At 73.3% G+C, this 18,630-nt stretch carries 15 protein-coding genes and 1 pseudogene; 4 read left to right on the top strand and 12 right to left on the bottom strand.

The annotated features are described in order from the left end of the window. Positions 1-105: 105 nt before the first annotated feature. Positions 106-906 carry an isoprenyl transferase gene (locus tag AB0L06_RS15260; RefSeq protein ID WP_500231600.1) on the bottom strand — a complete coding sequence of 267 codons (801 nt, stop codon included), beginning with the start codon at positions 904-906 and terminating at the stop codon, positions 106-108. A 152-nt stretch (positions 907-1,058) separates the two neighbouring features. Then, positions 1,059-1,784 (bottom strand): annotated as a pseudogene (gene recO, locus AB0L06_RS15265) (DNA repair protein RecO); the annotation flags it as partial. A 185-nt stretch (positions 1,785-1,969) separates the two neighbouring features. Here recO and AB0L06_RS15270 point away from each other — a divergent pair. Both AB0L06_RS15270 and AB0L06_RS15275 read left to right on the top strand, forming a co-directional pair. Further along, positions 1,970-2,998 (top strand): M4 family metallopeptidase, encoded by a 1,029-nt coding sequence (locus tag AB0L06_RS15270; RefSeq protein WP_500231601.1) that lies wholly within the window; start codon positions 1,970-1,972, stop codon positions 2,996-2,998. A gap of 64 nt (positions 2,999-3,062) precedes the next feature. Then, positions 3,063-3,317: a protealysin inhibitor emfourin gene (locus tag AB0L06_RS15275; RefSeq protein ID WP_500231602.1), complete on the top strand. Its 255-nt coding sequence runs from the start codon at positions 3,063-3,065 to the stop codon at positions 3,315-3,317. Positions 3,318-3,467: 150 nt separating this feature from the next. On the opposite strand, the gene leuA is transcribed toward AB0L06_RS15275, so the two are convergent. The 3 genes from leuA to AB0L06_RS15290 all read right to left on the bottom strand — a co-directional run bounded on the left by leuA (position 3,468) and on the right by AB0L06_RS15290 (position 6,835). Beyond that, positions 3,468-5,174: a 2-isopropylmalate synthase gene (leuA, locus tag AB0L06_RS15280; RefSeq protein WP_500231603.1), complete on the bottom strand. Its 1,707-nt coding sequence runs from the start codon at positions 5,172-5,174 to the stop codon at positions 3,468-3,470. 216 nt (positions 5,175-5,390) lie between these two features. Next, a complete protein-coding gene (gene ddaH, locus AB0L06_RS15285; protein ID WP_500231604.1) occupies positions 5,391-6,161 on the bottom strand; it encodes a dimethylargininase in 771 nt (256 codons plus the stop codon). Between the two features lie 62 nt (positions 6,162-6,223). Further along, positions 6,224-6,835 carry a hypothetical protein gene (locus AB0L06_RS15290; protein ID WP_500231605.1) on the bottom strand — a complete coding sequence of 204 codons (612 nt, stop codon included), beginning with the start codon at positions 6,833-6,835 and terminating at the stop codon, positions 6,224-6,226. Between the two features lie 99 nt (positions 6,836-6,934). Between AB0L06_RS15290 and AB0L06_RS15295 the strand changes: the two genes are divergently transcribed. After that, positions 6,935-7,609 (top strand): hypothetical protein, encoded by a 675-nt coding sequence (locus AB0L06_RS15295; protein ID WP_500231606.1) that lies wholly within the window; start codon positions 6,935-6,937, stop codon positions 7,607-7,609. A gap of 13 nt (positions 7,610-7,622) precedes the next feature. Here AB0L06_RS15295 and era read toward each other — a convergent pair whose 3' ends face one another. The 3 genes from era to AB0L06_RS15310 all read right to left on the bottom strand — a co-directional run bounded on the left by era (position 7,623) and on the right by AB0L06_RS15310 (position 14,204). After that, positions 7,623-8,558, bottom strand: coding sequence for a GTPase Era (era, locus tag AB0L06_RS15300; RefSeq protein ID WP_500231607.1), 936 nt, complete (start codon positions 8,556-8,558; stop codon positions 7,623-7,625). A gap of 80 nt (positions 8,559-8,638) precedes the next feature. Next, a complete protein-coding gene (locus AB0L06_RS15305) occupies positions 8,639-12,004 on the bottom strand; it encodes an ATP-binding protein (RefSeq protein WP_500231608.1) in 3,366 nt (1,121 codons plus the stop codon). A gap of 79 nt (positions 12,005-12,083) precedes the next feature. Further along, entirely contained in the window at positions 12,084-14,204 is a 2,121-nt protein-coding gene (locus AB0L06_RS15310) for an MMPL family transporter (RefSeq protein ID WP_500231609.1), read from the bottom strand. Between the two features lie 108 nt (positions 14,205-14,312). On the opposite strand from AB0L06_RS15310, the gene AB0L06_RS15315 reads away from it, so the two are divergent. Beyond that, positions 14,313-14,642: a cytidine deaminase-like protein gene (locus AB0L06_RS15315; protein ID WP_500231610.1), complete on the top strand. Its 330-nt coding sequence runs from the start codon at positions 14,313-14,315 to the stop codon at positions 14,640-14,642. A 39-nt stretch (positions 14,643-14,681) separates the two neighbouring features. On the opposite strand, the gene AB0L06_RS15320 is transcribed toward AB0L06_RS15315, so the two are convergent. From AB0L06_RS15320 to AB0L06_RS15335, 4 genes are all read right to left on the bottom strand, one after another. Further along, positions 14,682-15,365: a hypothetical protein gene (locus AB0L06_RS15320; RefSeq protein ID WP_500231611.1), complete on the bottom strand. Its 684-nt coding sequence runs from the start codon at positions 15,363-15,365 to the stop codon at positions 14,682-14,684. 393 nt (positions 15,366-15,758) lie between these two features. Next, complete coding sequence (locus AB0L06_RS15325) at positions 15,759-17,039, bottom strand: hemolysin family protein (RefSeq protein ID WP_500231613.1); 1,281 nt, start codon at positions 17,037-17,039, stop codon at positions 15,759-15,761. Continuing rightward, positions 17,036-17,515 carry an rRNA maturation RNase YbeY gene (gene ybeY, locus AB0L06_RS15330; RefSeq protein WP_500231614.1) on the bottom strand — a complete coding sequence of 160 codons (480 nt, stop codon included), beginning with the start codon at positions 17,513-17,515 and terminating at the stop codon, positions 17,036-17,038. Before ybeY ends, AB0L06_RS15325 begins: the two co-directional genes overlap by 4 nt. A 6-nt stretch (positions 17,516-17,521) precedes the next feature. Continuing rightward, positions 17,522-18,583 carry a PhoH family protein gene (locus tag AB0L06_RS15335; RefSeq protein WP_500231615.1) on the bottom strand — a complete coding sequence of 354 codons (1,062 nt, stop codon included), beginning with the start codon at positions 18,581-18,583 and terminating at the stop codon, positions 17,522-17,524. Positions 18,584-18,630 lie beyond the last annotated feature (47 nt).

Below are 18,630 nucleotides of genomic sequence, written 5' to 3' on the forward strand. Positions count from 1 at the left end.
GAAGGTAGGCCGCCCGCGACCAAAAGTCAATCAATCAGGTAGGGATTATCGACTATACGCCGCGGACCGGCCGCGTCACCGGGATGACACGGCCGGACGGAAGGGTCAGGCGGACGGCGCGACCGGCACCGGGTTCGGCTCGGCGCCGCCGTAGCGGCGGTCGCGGCTGGCGTAGACCTCGCAGGCGTGCCAGAAGTGGCGGCGGTCGAAGTCGGGCCAGAGCGTGTCCAGGAACACCATCTCCGCGTACGCCGACTGCCAGATCAGGAAGTTGGACGTCCGCTGCTCCCCGGACGAGCGCAGGAACAGGTCCACGTCCGGAATGCCCGGCTCGTCGAGGTACTTCGCGAACGTCTTCTCGTTGATCTTGTCCGGGTTGACCCGGCCGTCCCGGACGTCCCGGGCGAGCTGCGCGGCGGCGTCCACGATCTCGGCGCGGCCCCCGTAGTTCACGCAGAACTGCAGGGTGAGGACGTCGTTGTCGCGGGTCATGGCCTCGGCGTCCTCCAGCTCCTTGACCACGCTGCGCCAGAGCCGCGGCCGCCGCCCGGCCCAGCGCACCCGGACGCCCATGGAGTTCAGCTGGTCGCGGCGGCGCCGGATCACGTCCCGGTTGAAGCCCATCAGGAAGCGGACCTCGTCCGGCGAGCGGCGCCAGTTCTCGGTCGAGAACGCGTACGCCGACACGTACGGGACGCCCAGCTCGATCGCGCCCATGATCACGTCGAACAGCGCGTCCTCGCCGCGCTTGTGCCCCTCCGTGCGGGGCAGCCCGCGCTGCTTGGCCCAGCGCCCGTTGCCGTCCATCACGATGGCCACGTGCCGCGGCACCAGCTCGCTCGGGATCGCGGGCGGGCGCGCCCCGGTCGGGTGCGGGTACGGCGGCTCAACGGCGGCCCTGCTCAAACTGTCTCCCTGTCGGTCGTCCCGCCGGGACCGGCGGGGTCGTCGGGTCCGGTGTCGCCGTGCTCCGGCATGCCGGTGGCACCGTGCTCCGGCGCGCCGGCGGCACCGTGCTCCAGCACGCTGCTGGCACGGCGTTCCCGCGCGCCGGTGTCGCGCTCGACGTGGCGGAGCGAGCGGATGCCGTGCTCCAGGTGCCACTGCAGGTAGGCGGCCACCAGGCCACTGCACTCCACCCGGTGCCGCTGCTCGGAGTCGTCGGCATAGTCCCACTCGCCGCGCAGCAACGCCAGCATCAGCGCGAACGTCGGCGGCGCGGGCGTCGCCGTGCCCGGCTGGCGGCAGCGGGCGCACATCGCGCCGCCGCCCGCGATGGAGAAGCCGCGCAGCTGCCCCCGGTCGCCGCAGCGGCTGCACTCGTCCAGCGCCGGGGCCCAGCCCGCCACGGACAGCGACCGCAGCAGGAACGCGTCCAGCACCAGCCGCGGGTCGTGCGAGCCGTCCGCCAGCGTGCGCAGCCCGCCGAGCAGCAGCAGGAACTGCCGCAGCGCCGGCTCGCGCTCGCCGGCGGTCAGCTTCTCGGCGGTCTCCAGCATGGCCGTCCCGGCGGTGTAGCGCGGGTAGTCGACGACCAGGCGCTGGCCGTACGGGCGCAGCGTCTCGGCCTGGGTGATCAGGTCGAGCGAGCGCCGCTCGTAGAGCTGCAGGTCCACGTGGGTGAACGGCTCCAGCCGCGCCCCGAACCGGGACTTGGTCTTGCGGACCCCCTTGGCCGCCGCGCGGATCCGGCCGGTGCGCCGGGTCAGCACGGTCACGATGCGGTCGGCCTCGCCCAGTTTCTGTGTGCGCAGGACGACGCCCTCGTCGCGGTACAAGGTCACCCGCCCATTGTCGCCCACGTCCGGGCATGCGCCCGCCCGGGAACACCCGATCTCCACACACTCCGCGCATCCCCGGCATGATCCGGCGCCGCGCGACGAGATCATCACGCTCCGCGACCGGATTCGGCCGCGCGACTGTGCCCGAAGACGTGGTCCGGGTGACCTCGCGGTGGCAGCGTTGTCCCATGAGATGCACCATCGTGCCGCCCCACATCCTGGATCACCTCTCCCGAGAGGCCGACGATCCCGCGCTGCGCGAGTCCGCCCGCCGCAGCCTCGTGATCAGCACCGCCCAGCGCACCGAGCGCCGGGTGCTGCCGGTCGCCGCCCCCACCGCGACCCAGGACTTCACCCCCCACCGGACGATCGACGACGCCCAGCACACCGAGACGCTGCCCGGCAGGACCGTGCGCACCGAGGGCGCCGCCGCCGTCGCCGACCCCGTCGAGAACCAGGCCTACGACTGGCTCGGCGTGGTGTTCGACTTCTACAAGACCGCCTACCAGCGCGACTCCATCGACGGCGCCGGCCTGCCCATGATCTCGACCGTGCACTACGGGCAGGGCTACGACAACGCCTTCTGGAACGGCAAGCAGATGGTCTACGGCGACGGCGACGGGACCCTGTTCACCGAGTTCACCGGCCCGCTCGAGGTCACCGGGCACGAGCTCACCCACGGCGTCACCCAGTACACCGCCGCCCTGGAGTACTACGGCCAGTCCGGCGCGCTCAACGAGTCGATCTCGGACGTGTTCGGCTGCCTGATCAAGCAGTGGCACCTCGGCCAGACCGCCGACCAGGCGGCCTGGCTGATCGGCGAGGGCCTGCTCGCGGCCGGCGTGCACGGCGAGGCGCTGCGGTCCATGAAGGCGCCGGGCACGGCCTACGACGACCCCCAGCTGGGCAAGGACCCCCAGCCCGCCGACATGGCGCACTATGTCAACACGTACCGTGACAACGGCGGGGTACATATCAACTCGGGAATCCCGAACCGGGCGTTCTACCTGGCCGCCGACGCGATCGGCGGCCACGCCTGGGAGCGGGCCGGACGGATCTGGTACGGGACGCTGACGGGCGGCAAGCTGTCGTCCTCGGTGGACTTCGCCGGGTTCGCGGCCGCGACGGTGGACACCGCGGGAACGCTGTACGGGTCGTCCGCCGCCGAGGTGACCGCGGTGCGGCAGGCGTGGACGGGGGTGGGCGTCCACGTGTGATCGTGAGAATCTCACCCCAGGGGCGGATTCCTCACGACCGCGGGAAGAGCGGAGGAGAACGTTGATGAAGGTGACGGTGGTCCGAAGCGGCGGGTTCGCCGGGATCGAGCGGCGCGGTCAGGCCGACAGCTCCGACGACCCCCTGCTGGACGGGCTGGTCGGCCGCGTCGACCTGGGCGCCCTGCCTCCGCCCGGACGCAAACCGGACCAGTTCGTGTACGACATCGATATCGACGGCGACGCCACGTCCGTCGGCGAGGCGCAGCTCACGGGACCGCTGCGCGAACTCGTCCACCACGTGCTCGGCTCCGGCGGCTGACCAGGGCCGGACGCCTCCGGGCGGCCGGGATCGGACCACTCGTGGCGGCCCGGCCCCGGTCACCCCGGTGACCAGGGCGAAGAAAGATTTCCGGGTGCCTCCCCCGCGCGGGAGGCACCCGGAAAGTCCTTGGTCAGGCGAAGATCTGCGTCAGACCCCGCGGGCGACGCGGTTGACGGCCGACAGCATCGCCTTCAGGGACGCGGTGACGATGTTCCCGTCGATCCCGACGCCCCACACGGTCTGCCCGTCCACGTCGCACTCCACGTAGGCCGCGGCGCGCGCGTCGCCGCCCGCGCTCATCGCGTGCTCGGCGTAGTCCAGGACGCGGACGTTCACGCCGACGGTCGCCAGGGCGTCCTCGAACGCCGAGACCGGGCCGTTGCCGATGCCCTCGATCTCGCGGATCTCGCCGTTCACCCGGACGTCGCAGGACAGCCGGTCCTTCTCGTCCACCCGGGAGGCGGCGCGGTGCGCCAGCAGCCCGGCCCGGGGCCCGTTCGCCAGGAACTCGGCCTCGAAGATCTCCCACATGCGCTCGGGCGTGACCTCGCCGCCCTGGTCGTCGGTGTGCTGCTGGACGACCCGGGAGAACTCGATCTGCAGGCGCCGCGGCAGCTCCAGGGAGTGCTCGGTCCGCATCACGTAGGCGACGCCGCCCTTGCCGGACTGGCTGTTGACCCGGATGACCGCCTCGTAGGACCGGCCCACGTCGTGCGGGTCGATCGGCAGGTACGGGACCTCCCAGGTGAACGCCTCCACCGGTACCCCGGCGGCCGCCGCGTCCCGCCGCAGGTGGTCGAAGCCCTTGTTGATCGCGTCCTGGTGGGAGCCGGAGAACGCGGTGTACACCAGGTCGCCGCCGTACGGGTGCCGCTCGTGGACGGGCAGCTGGTTGCAGTACTCGACGGTGCGCCGGATCTCGTCGATGTCGGAGAAGTCGATCATCGGGTCGACGCCCTGGGTGAACATGTTCAGGCCCAGCGTGACCAGGCAGACGTTGCCGGTGCGCTCGCCGTTGCCGAACAGGCAGCCCTCGATGCGGTCGGCCCCGGCCAGGTAGCCCAGCTCGGCGGCGGCGACGGCGGTGCCGCGGTCGTTGTGCGGGTGCAGCGACAGGATGACCGAGTCGCGGAACGCCAGGTTCCGGTTCATCCACTCGATCTGGTCGGCGTAGACGTTCGGGCTCGCCATCTCGACCGTGGCGGGCAGGTTCACGATGACCTTGCGGTCCGGGGTCGGCTGCCACACCTCGTTGACGGCGTTGCAGACCTCGACCGCGTACTCCAGCTCGGTGCCGGTGAACGACTCCGGCGAGTACTGGAAGTGGATCTCGGTGTCGCCCATCTGCTCGGCGAGCTTCTTGCACAGCTTGGCGCCCTCGACCGCGATGGCGGTGATGCCGTCCTTGTCCTGCCCGAACACCACACGCCGCTGCAGCGTGGACGTCGAGTTGTACAGGTGGACGATCGCCCGCTTCGCGCCCCGGACGGCCTCGAAGGTCTTCTCGATCAGTTCCGGCCGGGCCTGCGTCAGTACCTGGATCACGACGTCGTCCGGGATCCGGTCCTCGTCGATGATCTGCCGGACGAAGTCGTAGTCGGTCTGGCTCGCCGCCGGGAACCCGACCTCGATCTCCTTGTAGCCCATCCGGACCAGCAGCTCGAACATCTTGAGCTTGCGGTGGGCGTCCATCGGGTCGATCAGCGCCTGGTTGCCGTCCCGCAGGTCGACCGCGCACCAGCGCGGGGCCTCGGTGATCACCTGGTCGGGCCAGGTGCGGTCGACCAGCTTGACCGGGGCGAACGGCCTGTACCGCTGGAAGGGCATTCCGGAGGTGTTCTGAGGCGGATACATGTGGGTCCTGCTTCCCTCTGCTCAGTCCTTGCGGCCGACGCTCACGTCAGAATCCCGCAGCGAGGGAGCCGACCTGTCTACAGGCCCCCGCTGCGGCCGCTAAGGAGAAGCAGTTCCACGAACACGCTCGTCAAGCTAACAGATCGCATCCGGAAGACGGAAACCGGGTCTCGCCATCTGAGACGCCCGTGTCTCGCGGGCCGTCTACCAGCGCCTTCAGAAACGGCGTGTCGGGACGAGCACGGAGAGACACGTCACACAGCCCTCCAGCGCCTCGAACTCGCCGATGTCCACGACCGTCACGCGGAAGCCCTCGGCGGCGAGCAGGTCGGCGGTGCGCGGCGCGGACGCGGCGAGCAGCAGGTGGTCCGGGCCGAGCACGACCACGTGCGCGCCGGACGGCTCGGGCGCGACCCGCAGGGCCGGCAGCGCCGAGGTGTCCAGCCAGTCCGGGACGCCGATGAGCGAGCCGTCCGGGAGGGCGGTCATCGCCGACTTCAGGTGCAGCGCGCCCCGCACGTCCACCGGGACGACCCGGCGCCCGCCGACGAGCCGGGCGAGCTGGCAGATGCCCTCCTCGTTGGTGCGGTCGCCGCGTCCGACGTAGACGGTGTCGCCCGCCTGGAGCACGTCGCCGCCGTCCAGGGTGCCGGGCGCGGTGATCCGCTCCACGGTCAGCCCGAGGTCGCGGACGACGCCCTCGGTCCCGGCGACCTCGGCGCGGCGCTCCGGCGCGCCCGGCAGGGTCAGCACCGCCGTCTCCCCGCAGACCACGACCGTGTCCTCGACGAACACCGCGTCGGGCGCGTCGTCCGCCTCCGGGACGGCCCGGACGCCCCACCCGGCCGCCCGCAGCGCGCCCGTGTACGCCTCGTGCTGCCGCCGCGCGAGGGCGAGGTCCACCGGCCGCCGCTCGATGTGCGTGACCAGCCCCTCCGCCAGCCGCGACCCCGGCCTCCGCACCAGCGCGATTCCTGCGTCCGCCATGCTCCCGCCCCTTCTGGGTCCTTCCGAGCCGCCGCGGCCTGGGACGGCGTTCTAGAAAGAGATTAGTGCGCCGCGGCCTCGGTCATCGTGATGACGCCGAGGGCGTGGGCCCGGCTCATGCCGAGGAGCTGCGCGACGTGGTGCAGGGTGCGGCGCTCCTGCTCCTCCAGGGGGCCGTCGGCCAGGCCGATCCGGACGCAGCGGGCCAGGAACCACTCCTTCGCCTCGACCGCGAGGCCGGATCCCGCGCGGACGACCTCCTCCTCGAGGAAGGCGTCGCGGAGGTCGAGGTCGGTGTCGATGCACAGGTCGTCGTAGTCGAGCTCGCCGTAGCCCATGACGGCCTCGATGGCGCGCTCGCGGCTGGCCTCGTCGTCGGAGTCGCCGGAGCGCAGGACGAGGCCCGCGGCGGCGCGCATCCCGGCCGGGAGCGCGACGGCGAGTTGCTGCGCGGTGGGCGTGCGCAGGGCGGAGACGGCGAACCGGGTCCGGCACACCCGGCACTCGACGACCTCGCCCAGCCGGCGCAGCGGGACGACCGGGAGGAAGAAGAGGGTGATCCAGCGGCGGGCGGCCCGGCGCCGGTAGGCGCGGTCGCCGCCGCAGCGCGGACAGTGGAAGGTCCCCTCACCCGTGGCGCGGAAGAACACCGAAAGGCTGAAAACGAGCAACACCGGTCTCTCCTCCCAATACGGACCCGTCCAAACTACCGATCCCGGCCGCCTCCCGCGCCCCACGCGATCGAGGTCGTACCGGCCCCTTACGCTTGGCACATGACCGGTGACATGGGACGGCCCCAGTTCCTGCCGCCTGAGGAGCCGCCGCCGGATCCGGCGCCCGAGCCCTCCCCCGAGCCGCCCGTCCCCGTGCCCGCCCGGCCGCGCGCGGCGGCGGTCTGGAGCGCGCTGACGGTCCTCGCCGCGCTGGCACTGCTGGTCTCGGCGTTCCTGCCGTGGGCGCGGCTGGAGCTGATCACCGAGCTGCTCGGCACCTCGCTCAGCGACGATCTCGGCTCGGTCGCGGGCATCGAGGCGGACGGCACCGTCGTGGTGGTGCCGGTGCTGGCGCTCTCGGCGGCCGTGGTCGCGCTGTGGGGGGCGGCCGGCCGGGACTCCCGGATCGCGGCCCTGGCCGCGCTGCCCGGCTCGCTCGCGCTGATCGCCTGCGTCCTGTTCGCGCTGCGGCTGCAGCGGACGGGCGAACGGATCGGCGAGCAGGGCGCGCTGATCGCCTCGCACACCCGCGCGACACTCGACTACGGCTGGTACCTGGGCGTCGGCGCGTCCCTGCTGGTCGTCGGGACCAGCCTGGTCCGCCCGTTCGCGCGGCGGGCGCAGGCCCAGGCCCGGCCGACGGACGTGCCGGCCACCGGATCAGCGGACGAACCGGTGTTCGGGCCGTCGTCGCCGCCCGGGGCCTCGGAGGCCGAGGCCCCGGACCGGCCGTAGCGCGGCGTCCGGATCAGTCGTCGAAGCCGAGGCGGCGCAGGTGCTTGGGGTCGCGCTGCCAGTCCTTGAGGACCTTGATCCGCAGGTCGAGGTAGACCTTGGTGCCGAGCAGGGCCTCGATCTGGTGGCGGGCGTTCCGCCCGACCTCCTTCAGCCGGGCGCCCTTGTGCCCGATGATGATGCCCTTCTGGCTGTCCCGCTCCACGTACAGGTGGGCGTAGATGTCGGTGAAGTCGTCGCGGCCCTCGCGGAGCGCCATCTCGTCGACGGCGACGGCGATCGAGTGGGGCAGCTCGTCCCGGACGCCCTCCAGCGCCGCCTCGCGGATCAGCTCGGCGACCAGGACCTGCTCGGGCTCGTCGGTCAGGTCGCCCTCGGGGTAGAGCGCGAAGCCCTCCGGCAGGTGCTTGATCAGCAGGTCGCCGACCACGTCCACCTGGAAGCCGTTCTCGGACGAGCAGGGCACGATGTCGGCGAACTCGCCCAGCTCCCCGACCGCGAGGAGCTGCTTGGCGATCTGCTCGGGCGTGGCGAGGTCGGTCTTGGTGATGATCGCGACGACCGGCGTCCCCTTGACGTTGGCCAGCTCGCGCGCGATGTACTTGTCACCGGGCCCGACGGGCTGGTCGGCCGGGACGCAGAAGCCGATCACGTCCACCTCGGTGAGCGTGGACCGGACGAGGCTGTCCAGCCGCTCGCCGAGCAGCGTGCGCGGCTTGTGCAGGCCGGGCGTGTCGACCACGACGAGCTGGGCGTCCGGGCGGTGCACGATGCCGCGGATGGCCCGCCGGGTGGTCTGGGGGCGGCTGCTGGTGATCGCCACCTTGGTCCCGACCAGCGCGTTCATCAGCGTGGACTTACCGACGTTGGGCCGTCCGACGAAGCAGGCGAACCCGGACCTGAACGGCTCGGGCTGCGGGGTCTCTGCTGGCGATCCTGGCGATGTCACATCACCAATTGTCGCCGACGCGACGCAGCGCCTCGTCCACCGGCGTGCCGGAGGACCCTCCGGAGGGGCGGACGGCCAGGTCAGGCGGCCGGTGTTCCGAGGGCGCGCAGGGCCTCTGCGGCGGCCCGGGCCCAGTGCTCGACGCCGATCCGCCCGGCGATCTCGATCGCGAGCCGGTAGTGCCCGGCGGCCTCGTCCGGACGGCCCAGGAACGCGGCCAGATCACCGAGGGTCTGCGCGATCGGCCCGATCGTGGCGACCGCGCTCGTTCCCCCGGCGATGTGGTCGGCGAACGGGAGGAGGTCCGCGAGGCAGCGTTCGGCCAGGTCACGGTCGCCGAGGGCGATCGCGCGGCGGGCGCGGATGGCGAGGGCCAGCTCGTAGAAGTAGTCCCGGCGGATCGGGCCCGCGCCCTCGACCGCCCGGCGCGCGTCGTCCAGGCGTCCGGCCGCTGCGAGGGCCAGCGCGAGGAGGTCGGCGGTAGCGCTGACCTGCGGCCACTTCTCGGCCATCCACTCGGCCGGTCCGACCATCTCGGCGACGCGCCCGCGCATGAGCCGAAGGCAGAAGATGCCGAAGAACGTCACGCCCTGCTCGCTGGCCCAGATCCCCGTCCGGGAGATGGCGTCGCCGACCTCACGGTAGGCGCGTTCGGCGTCGTCGTACTCGGCGGAGAAGGCATGGCCGAGAGCCCGGTGCCACTCGCTGATCTGGCGCAGCAGGGGCAGGCCGTACTGCTCGGCCAGCCGCTGGCCTTCGGAGCGGTGGCGGGACGCCTCGTCCAGCCGGAGGAACGCCATGTGCACCTGCTGAAGCTGCAGGTGGGCGAGGACCTGGTAGGACCCCAGCCCGTGCTCGGTCGCGAGCTCCAGCAGTTCGGTCGCGATCTCGTGCCGCCTCTGGCGGTCGCCCGCGCTCCGGTAGGCGTTGATGTAGCGACCGTTCAGGGCGGCGGCCAGGGGCTCCGGACGGCCCAGGCGGCGGGCGAGGACCAGCGCCTGATCGGCCGCCTGCGGGCCCTCGTCTCCGGCCTCGCCCTCCTGCTCGACGGCGATCATGGTGAGCAGCCGGGCGCGCAGCTCGGCGGCGTCGTCCGGCAGTCCCGCGAGGGCCTCGTGCGCCGCGTCCAGCAGCCCGGTGTCGAGGACGCCGTACTCGCGGGCCGTCCACAGCGTCGGCACGTCGAACGCGATGATCGTGCGGGTCAGCAGCTCGACGTCGCCCAGCGCCCGCGCCTCGGCGACGCAGCGGGCGCGCCGCTCCCGGGACGGCACGACCGCCCCGGCCAGCGCGAACGCCCGGATCGCCCGGATCTCCAGCTCCAGCCGCTCCCGGACGCGTCCGGTGTCCAGGGCGGACGCGGCGCGGTCCCAGAGCTCGGCGGCCGAGGCGTAGGCGAACCGGGCTTCCGCGGCGCCCGCCGCGAGCGTCGCGTACCGGACGGCCCGCTCCGGGTCGGTGCCCGCTTCGAGGTAGTGGTGGGCGATCGCGCCGACCTCGCCGGGCGCGTGCGTCTCCATCGCCGCGGCGATCCGGCCGTGCAGGCGGGTGCGGCGGGCCGCCGACAGCCCGGCGGACAGCGTGTCGCGGACCAGGGCGTGCGCGAACCGCATCCGGCCGGGCGCGGGCTCGGTGACCAGCCCGGCGGCGAGGCCCGCCTCCACCGCGTCCAGGACGGCGTCCTCGTCCCCGCCGGACAGCTCGGTCAGCACCCGGACGTCGGTCTCCGCCCCGGCGACGGCCGCGTGCCGCAGGACGGTCAGCGCGTCCCCGGGCAGCCGGGCGAAGCGGCGGCGCAGCACGTCCCCGACGCCCGCGGGCACCCCGCGCGCCGCCGCGTCCGGCCCCTCGGCGTCGAGCAGCCGCGCGGTCTCGCGGGCGAAGAACGGGTTCCCGCCGGTCCGCTCGGCGATCGAGGCCAGCTCCCCGGCGCCGACCTCGGCCGCGCAGGACGCCCTGACCAGCGCGGCGACCTCGGCGTCGGCCAGCCCGGCGAGGTCGATCCGAACCGGCTCGTGCCGGGCCAGTCGCGCGAGGGCGCCCGCCATGCCGTCCGCCTCGGCCGGGCGGAACGTCCCGACCACCATGACGGGCAGCTCGGCCAGCCGCTCCGGCAGCCGGGACAGCAGGACGAGCGTCTCCTCGTCGGCCCAGTGCAGGTCGTCCAGGACGAGCAGCAGCGGCCCGCCGTCCGCGAGACCCGCCAGGTAGTCGCCGACGGCGAGGTGCAGGCGGAACCGCCCGGTCGTGGCGTCGGCGGCGGCCAGGTCGGTGTGCGCGGCGGACGCGTCGTCGAGCAGCGGGGCGAGCCGTCCGGCGAGGGCCGCGTCCGGGACGTTCTCCGCGGCGAGGACGCGCAGGATCTCCACCCACGACCAGGCGGCGGGGGCTCCGTCGGCCTCCTCGGACCGGCCCCACGCGACCCGCCAGCCGTCCGCCGCCGTCCGCTGCGCGAACCGCTCGACCAGCGCCGTCTTGCCGATCCCGGCCTCTCCGCCGACCAGGACGACCTGGAAGCGGCCGTCCCCGGCGCGTTCCGCGGCGCCCGCGAGGCGCGCGGTCTCGGCGTCCCGTCCGACGAAGGCCTCGCCGCCCGGCGGAACGAGGCGCAGCCGCGGCCGCGCGAAGGCCGACGCCGGGGCTGGACGGGCCGTTGCCGGGAGGACTTCCGGCGCGCGCCGGGGCGCCTCCAGGTGCGCGGCCTGCGCGAGGATGTCGGACTCCAGCGCCCGCAGGGCCGGTCCGGGATCCACGCCGAGCTGCTCGGTCAGGCCGTCCCGAGCCCGCCGCAGCGCGCCGAGCGCGTCCCCCTGCCGCCCGGCGCGGTAGAGGGCGAGGGCCAGCAACCGCCAGGCGTCCTCGCGCAGCGGGTTCGCGGCGGTGTGCGTCTCCAGGTCCGGGACGGCCTCGGCCTCCGCTCCCAGCTCGAGCATCGCCTCCGCGCGGCGCTCGGCGGCGAGCCGGTGCAGCTCGTCCAGCCGGGCGGCCTCGGCGGCGGCCCACGGCAGATCGGCGAACTCCGCGTACGCGGGGCCGCGCCACAGGTCCAGCGCCTGTTCGGCGAGTTCGCGCGCCTCGGCGGGGTCGGCGGCCTCGCCGGAGCGCTCCACCAGCTCGTCGAACCGCCATGCGTCCACATCGGACGGCTGGAGCCGCAGGGCGTAGCCGGGCGGGGCCGTCACCAGTACCCGCGCGGGCGTACGAGGCGGACGGTCCGGTTCGAGCGCGCGCCGCAGATGCGACACGAACGACTGGAGACCGGCGGCGGCCCGGGGCGGCGCGCCGTCCGGCCACAGTTCGTCCAGGAGCCGGTCGGCGGGGACGAGGCGTCCGTGCGCGGCGACGAGCCGGGCCAGCACCGACCGCTGGCGGGGTCCGCCTAGCTCGGCCGGCTCCCCGCGCACCACGGCCTCGAAGGCCCCCAGAACCCGCACCGCCACCACCACGGACAAAAGCCTAATAGCCCGGCACTCTGGACGATGAGCTCGCCCCTCGCGCCGGGCTGTTCCAGGCCGTTCCGGACGGTCAGGCGGGTACGGGCGTCCTCTCCTCGCTCTCCTCCACCGAACCGTGCGGGTCGAACGCCGGCAGGACGCGCTCCAGCGGCTTCGGCAGCCACCAGTTCGCCCGTCCGAGCAGCGCCATCGTGGCCGGCACCAGGACGAGCCGGACGAGCGTCGCGTCCAGCGCCACCGCGACGGCCAGCCCCACGCCCATCTGCTTGATCACCAGGCTCGGGTCGGAGGCGAACCCGGCGAACACCGCCACCATGATCAGCGCGGCACTGGAGATCACCCGGCCGGTCGCGGCGAGCCCGGACCCGACCGAACCCCGCGCGTCGCCGGTGCGCAGCCAGTCCTCCCGGACCCGGGAGAGCAGGAACACCTCGTAGTCCATCGAGACGCCGAACAGCACCACGAACATCAGCAGGGTGATGAAGCTCGACACCGGGACGCTGTGCGGCAACCCCAGCAATGTCGCGCCCCACCCCCACTGGAACACCGCGACGAGCACGCCGTACGCCGCGCCGATCGAGAGCATGTTCATCGCGGCGGCCTTCAACGGCGCGACCAGGGACCGGAACACCAGCATGAGCATGATGAACGAGGTCGCGACCACCACGCCGATCACGGGCCAGAGCCGCTCGTCCAGGCGGCGGTTCAGGTCCACGTAGATCGCGGTGAGGCCGGTGATCTCCGCGCCGTCCGGGAGGGCGTGCGCGCGCAGCCGGTCCACGACGGCGGGGCCGCGCTTGTCCTGCGGGCCGTACGCGGGCGTCGCGACCAGCACGGCGGCGCTGCCGTCCAGGGACGTCTGCGGCGGCGCGACGTTCACGACGCCCTCGGTGCGCGCGATGCGCTCCTGGAGCGCGGGCAGCTCGGCGCGGTTCACCTTCCGCAGGTCGACGGCGACGAGCAGCGGACCGTTGGCGCCGGGCCCGTAGCCTTCCGCGAGCAGGTCGTAGGCGCGCCGGACGGTGCTGGACGTCGGCTCGCTGCTGGCGTCGCTCGGCCACGTCCGCATGCCTGCGGCGGGCGCCGCGAGGGTGAGCAGGATCACCAGGCTCGCCAGCAGCCAGGCCCACGGGTGCCGTCCGACATGCCCGGCCCAGCGGCGCACCAGCGGCGCGTCGGTGTGCACGACCGCGTCCGCGGCCCGGTCCCGGCGGCGCAGCACGCGGCGTCCGGCCAGGCCGAGGACGGCGGGCAGCAGCGTGAGCGCGCTCAGCACGGTCGCGGCGACCACCAGGCCGGTCGCGAATCCCATGGTCATGAAGACCGGGATGCCCGACAGCAGCAGCCCGCACAGCGCGAGCAGCACGGTGAACCCGGCGAACAGCACGGACAGGCCCGCCGTCGCCGTCGCGCGTCCGGCCGCCTCCGGCACCGCCAGCCCTTGGGCGAGGCCCTCACGATGCCGGGTCAGGATGAACAGCGCGTAGTCGATGCCGACGCCGAGCCCGACCATCATCGCGAGGGTCGGCGCGGTCGTCGCGATGTCGGTCGCGGCGGCCAGCAGGGTGATCCCCGAGACGCCGACGCCGAGCCCGGCGAGCGCCACCGCGAGCGGCAGCCCGGCCGCGACGACCGACCCGAACGCCAGGAACAGGATGACCAGGGCCGCGACGATGCCGACGCCCTCGCCGACGCCGCCCGGCGAGCTCACGTTCTCCGGCAGCTGCCCGCCGAAGTCGACCTTGTACCCGGCCGCCTTCAGGTCGGCGGTCGCGCCCTTCAGCCGGTCGAGTGACGGCTTGGGCTCGAGGTCGGTCACCTGCACGTCGTACCGGACGGTCAGCAGCGCGGTCGCGCCGCCCTTCCCCGGCGGCGCCTGATCCACCCCCGCCACGTGCGGCAGCGCCTGCAGCCTCGTCCATGCGGCCACCAGCTTGGCCTGGTCCACCTGCCCGGACGGGTTGTGCACGACGACCCGCGCGTCCGCCCCGGACAGCGCCGGGAACCGGTCCGACAGCAGATCGGACGCCTGCTGCGCGCCACTCCCCGAGAGCCGGTAGTTGTCGTGGGTCGCGCCGCCGAACGCGGCGGCCAGGCCGCCGAACGCGCCGATCACGACCAGCCAGACAAGGATCATCCGCCAGGGCCGCAGCGCGGCGGTCTTCCCCAGTCGGTACAGCAAACGGGACATGCTCGGGCCCCCAGAGACGTCGCAAACGGAACGCCGCAAGGCTGCCCCGCCCCTCTTGCCGCCCACTTGGCGGCCGCTTGCGAACGGGCCGTCGGTAGGCTTGCGGGCGTGACCGAGCTGAACGCCGAGGACTCCAAGATCATCACGCTGGCCCGCTCCTCCCGGGCCCGCACCGGCGCCGCCGAGGGCGCGGCCGTGCGCGACGAGACCGGCCGCACCTACGCCGCGACCAGCGTCGACCTGCCGTCGCTCAAGCTGTCGGCGCTCCAGGTCGCGGTCGCCATGGCCGTGTCCAGCGGCGCGGAGGACCTCGAGGCCGCCGCGCTCGTCACCACCGGCACGGCGTCCGACGCGGACGTCGCCGCCGTCCGGGAACTGGGCGCGAAGGCCCCCGTCCTCGTCGCCGCCCCCGACGGCGCCCTCACCGCCACCCTCTGACCTGCCCCTTCACCGGCACCGCCTCCTGGGCACGGCCTTCTACGGCAGCGGCGTCGGCGTCTGCGACTCGGCGGAATCCGGCGTCTCGGTGCGCGTCGGCGTCTCGGTGCGCGTCGGCGTCAGGACGACCTTCTCGTCGTCGTGCGCCTTCACCAGCCTGCGCAGCACCCGCGCCTCCATGGTCCGCAGCCGGCGCTCGCCGCCGCCCGTGAACTCCCCCGGCGCGGCGAGCACCAGCAGGTCGTCGCCCTTCCGCGCGAAGATCACGTCCAGCCCGTACCGCCGGTCGCCGTCCGGATGGCTGTACCGGACGGCCAGCGCGTCGTCCATCCCGCCCGAATGCCTCAGGCGCCTGCGCACGAGGCCCGCCTGGTCGAACCCGCGACCGTCCCAGCCCGCGTCCCCCGACTGGCCGAAATCGATCGCCGGGCAGCCCGCGACCGCCTCCCGCGCCGCGTCCACGCGCTTCGCCGCCTCCCCGGACGGCAGCCGCAGCACGTGCTCCACCAGGCTCGCCGCCGGATCCGCCCGGTAGAACGCCACATGCGTCTGCGGGACGTCCCGGTCCGCGGCGGACGACCTAGCGCTCGCGTCGTCCACCATCTTCAGCAACCGCCCGCAATCCGGATCGGACGGCCGCATCCCCCGGAAGACCTCCTGGTCGTCGGCGGGCAGGAACCCGTCCGGAACGTCCTCCTGGCGTAGCGCCGCAGCCGTCGTCAACCCCGCCGGAACCCGTATCACCGCGACATCCGGGACGGCCGCCCGCCGCACCTCGCCGCACCCGGACGCGGCCGCCGCCGAAAACGCCGAAACGGCCGCGGCGACAAGAACACGGCGACATGCCGAGCACGCCATGGAAACCCCCCGGTTCCCGGACCCCGTGCCGCAGCCCGCCCAGCCGACGTGACGCGCAGGATCATGCCCGTGCGCCCCTCAGGTTTAACCCCGCACGATCACGGGTGAAGGCCCGCCGGAGCTCAGGCGGGCCACACACCAGGGCTCAGGCGGGCCACACGCCGCGGCTCAGGCGGCCCGCACGCGCGGCTCAGGCGCACGCGCGGCTCAGGCGCACGCGCGGCTCAGGCGCACGCGCGGCTCAGGCGCACGCGCGGCTCAGGCGCCGTTCGACCCGGCGTTCTCGCGGTGCACCAGGACGGTCCCGATCCGGTTCCGGCGGCCCGCCCGGGACTCGGCCTTCAGCCGCAGCCCGGCCACGGTCGCCGTCGCCCCCTCGATCGGGACGCGGCCGAGCGCGTACGCCAGCAGCCCGCCGACCGTGTCCACGTCGTCCACGTCGATCTCGACGTCGAACAGCTCGGCCAGGTCCTCCACGGGCAGCCGGGCCATGACCCGCGCGGTGTCGTCGTCCAGCCGGTCCACCGGCGGGATCTCCACGTCGTACTCGTCGGTGATCTCCCCGACGATCTCCTCGAGGACGTCCTCGATGGTGACCAGCCCGGCGGTCCCGCCGTACTCGTCGATCACGATCGCGACGTGGATCCGGCGGGCCTGCATCTCGCGCAGCAGCTCGTCCACCGGCTTGGAATCCGGCACGTACGTCGCGGTCCGCATCACCGACTCCACCGACATGCCGCCGCGCGCCGGGTTCTCGTGCGTGGCCCGGACGATGTCCTTCAGGTAGGCGATCCCGACGACGTCGTCCTCGTTCTCCCCCACCACCGGGATCCGCGAGAACCCCGAGCGCAGCGCCAGCGACATCGCCTGCCGCAGCGACTTGTCCCGCTCGATGAACACCATGTCGGTGCGCGGGACCATCACCTCGCGGACCAGCGTGTCACCCAGCTCGAACACCGAGTGGATCATCTGCCGCTCGTCCGGCTCGATCAGGCTGCGCTGCTCGGCGAGGTCGACCAGGTCGCGCAGCTCCGCCTCGGTCGCGAACGGCCCCTCGCGGAACCCCTTGCCCGGCGTCAGCGCGTTGCCCAGCAGGATCAGCAGCCGCGGCAGCGGCCCGAACACGCGCGCCACCGGCGGGATCACCGTCGCGCCCGCGAGCGCGAACCGCTCCACGTGCTGCAGCCCGAGCGTGCGCGGGCCGACGCCGACCGCCACGAAGCTCACGATGATCATCGCGACCGCGGCGGTGACGTAGGCCTCCCACGTCTCGCCCATCCAGGAGACGCACAGGTCCGCCACGATCACCGTCGCGACCAGCTCGCAGCCGATCCGCAGCAGCAGCACCATGTTCACGTACGGCGCCGGATCGGCCACGATCTCGGCCAGCTTCGCCGCGCCCCGGCGGCCCGCGGCGACCAGCTCGCCGACCCGGTGCCGGGAGATCCGGGCGAGCGCCGTCTCGGTGCCGGCCAGCAGCCCGGCCACGATCACCAGGGCGGCCGCCAGCCCCAGCAGCCACCCTTGCCCTGCCGTCATCGCGCGGAGTTCTTCTCCCGCCAGGACCCGAGGAGCTCGTCCTGGAGCCCGAACATCTCCTTGTGCTCCTCGGGCTCGGCGTGGTCGTACCCGAGCAGGTGCAGGATGCCGTGCGTGGTCAGCAGCTCCAGCTCGGCCTCCGTCGAGTGCCCGGCCTGCTTGGCCTGGCGCTCGGCGACCGTCGGGCACAGCACCACGTCGCCGAGCAGCCCGGGGTCGAGCTCGCCGTCGTCGTTCGCGCCGCCGTCCAGCTGGCCGGGCCGCAGCTCGTCCATCGGGAAGGACAGCACGTCCGTCGGACCCGGCTCGTCCATCCACTTGACGTGCAGCTCGGTCATCGCCTCCTCGTCGACGAGGAGGACCGACAGCTCCGCCAGCGGGTGCACCCGCATCCCGTCCAGCACGTGCCGGGCCAGGTCGGCGATGGCGCGCTCGTCCACGGGCACGCCGGACTCGTTCAGTACCTCGATGCTCACTTCGTCTTACCGTCCCCGTTTGCGCGGCGCGCCCCCGCGCGCCGCCCCCTGCTTCAGTTCCGCCACCTGCGACTCGTCGAACCTGCTGTAGGCGTCCACGATGTCGGTGACCAGCTTGTGCCGGACGACGTCGTGGCTGTTCAGCCTGCAGAAGTGGATGTCGTCGATGCCCTCCAGGATCGACTGGACGACCCGGAGCCCGCTCGCCTGCCCGTTCGGGAGGTCCACCTGCGTCACGTCGCCGGTCACCACGACCTTCGACCCGAACCCGAGCCGGGTCAGGAACATCTTCATCTGCTCGGGCGAGGTGTTCTGCGCCTCGTCCAGGATGATGAACGAGTCGTTGAGCGTGCGGCCGCGCATGTACGCCAGGGGGGCGACCTCGATCGTGCCCGCCGCCATCAGCCGGGGGATCGAGTCGGGGTCGACCATGTCGTGCAGGGCGTCGTACAGCGGACGCAGGTAGGGGTCGATCTTCTCGTAGAGGGTTCCGGGGAGGAAGCCGAGCCGCTCGCCGGCCTCGACGGCCGGGCGGGTGAGGATGATGCGGTTGACCTTCTTGTCCTGGAGCGCCCTGACCGCCTTGGCCATGGCCAGGTAGGTCTTGCCGGTGCCCGCCGGGCCGATGCCGAACACGACCGTGTGCTTGTCGATCGCGTCGACATAGCGCTTCTGGTTCAGCGTCTTCGGGCGGATCGTGCGGCCCCGGCCGGACAGCACGTCCAGGGACAGGACCTCGGCCGGGCGCTCGGCGGTGCCCGTGCGGAGCATGGCCAGGCTGCGCTCGACGGCGTCGGGGGTGAGCTGCGCGCCGCCCTTCAGCAGGTCGATCAGCTCGGCGAACAGGCGGGAGACCAGGTCGGTCTCGGCGGGGGCGCCGGTGACGGTGATCTCGTTGCCGCGGACGTGGATGTCGCTGCGGAACGCCTTCTCGATCACGTGGAGCAACTCGTCCCGGGAGCCCAGGAGGCTCACCATGGAGTGGTCGTCCGGCACCACGATGCGGATCTGGGAGCGGGCGCCGTTCTGCGCGGCGGTCTCGCGCCCCCGGTGTGTTGATTCGACCATCAGCCGGGCCTCGCGGCCTCTCGGACCTGCCTTCTCGTCGCCACGGA

Source organism: Spirillospora sp. NPDC052269 (genome assembly GCF_040679435.1).
Taxonomy (GTDB): Bacteria; Actinomycetota; Actinomycetes; order Streptosporangiales; family Streptosporangiaceae; genus Spirillospora.

Coding starts and splice junctions, on each gene's coding strand:
- AB0L06_RS15295 (WP_500231606.1), top strand. CDS start 6,935: ATGACCGGTGACATGGGACGGCCCCAGTTCCTGCCGCCTGAGGAGCCG.
- AB0L06_RS15275 (WP_500231602.1), top strand. CDS start 3,063: ATGAAGGTGACGGTGGTCCGAAGCGGCGGGTTCGCCGGGATCGAGCGG.
- AB0L06_RS15325 (WP_500231613.1), bottom strand. CDS start 17,039: ATGACGGCAGGGCAAGGGTGGCTGCTGGGGCTGGCGGCCGCCCTGGTG.
- AB0L06_RS15335 (WP_500231615.1), bottom strand. CDS start 18,583: ATGGTCGAATCAACACACCGGGGGCGCGAGACCGCCGCGCAGAACGGC.
- AB0L06_RS15310 (WP_500231609.1), bottom strand. CDS start 14,204: ATGTCCCGTTTGCTGTACCGACTGGGGAAGACCGCCGCGCTGCGGCCC.
- AB0L06_RS15270 (WP_500231601.1), top strand. CDS start 1,970: ATGAGATGCACCATCGTGCCGCCCCACATCCTGGATCACCTCTCCCGA.
- ddaH (WP_500231604.1), bottom strand. CDS start 6,161: ATGGCGGACGCAGGAATCGCGCTGGTGCGGAGGCCGGGGTCGCGGCTG.
- leuA (WP_500231603.1), bottom strand. CDS start 5,174: ATGTATCCGCCTCAGAACACCTCCGGAATGCCCTTCCAGCGGTACAGG.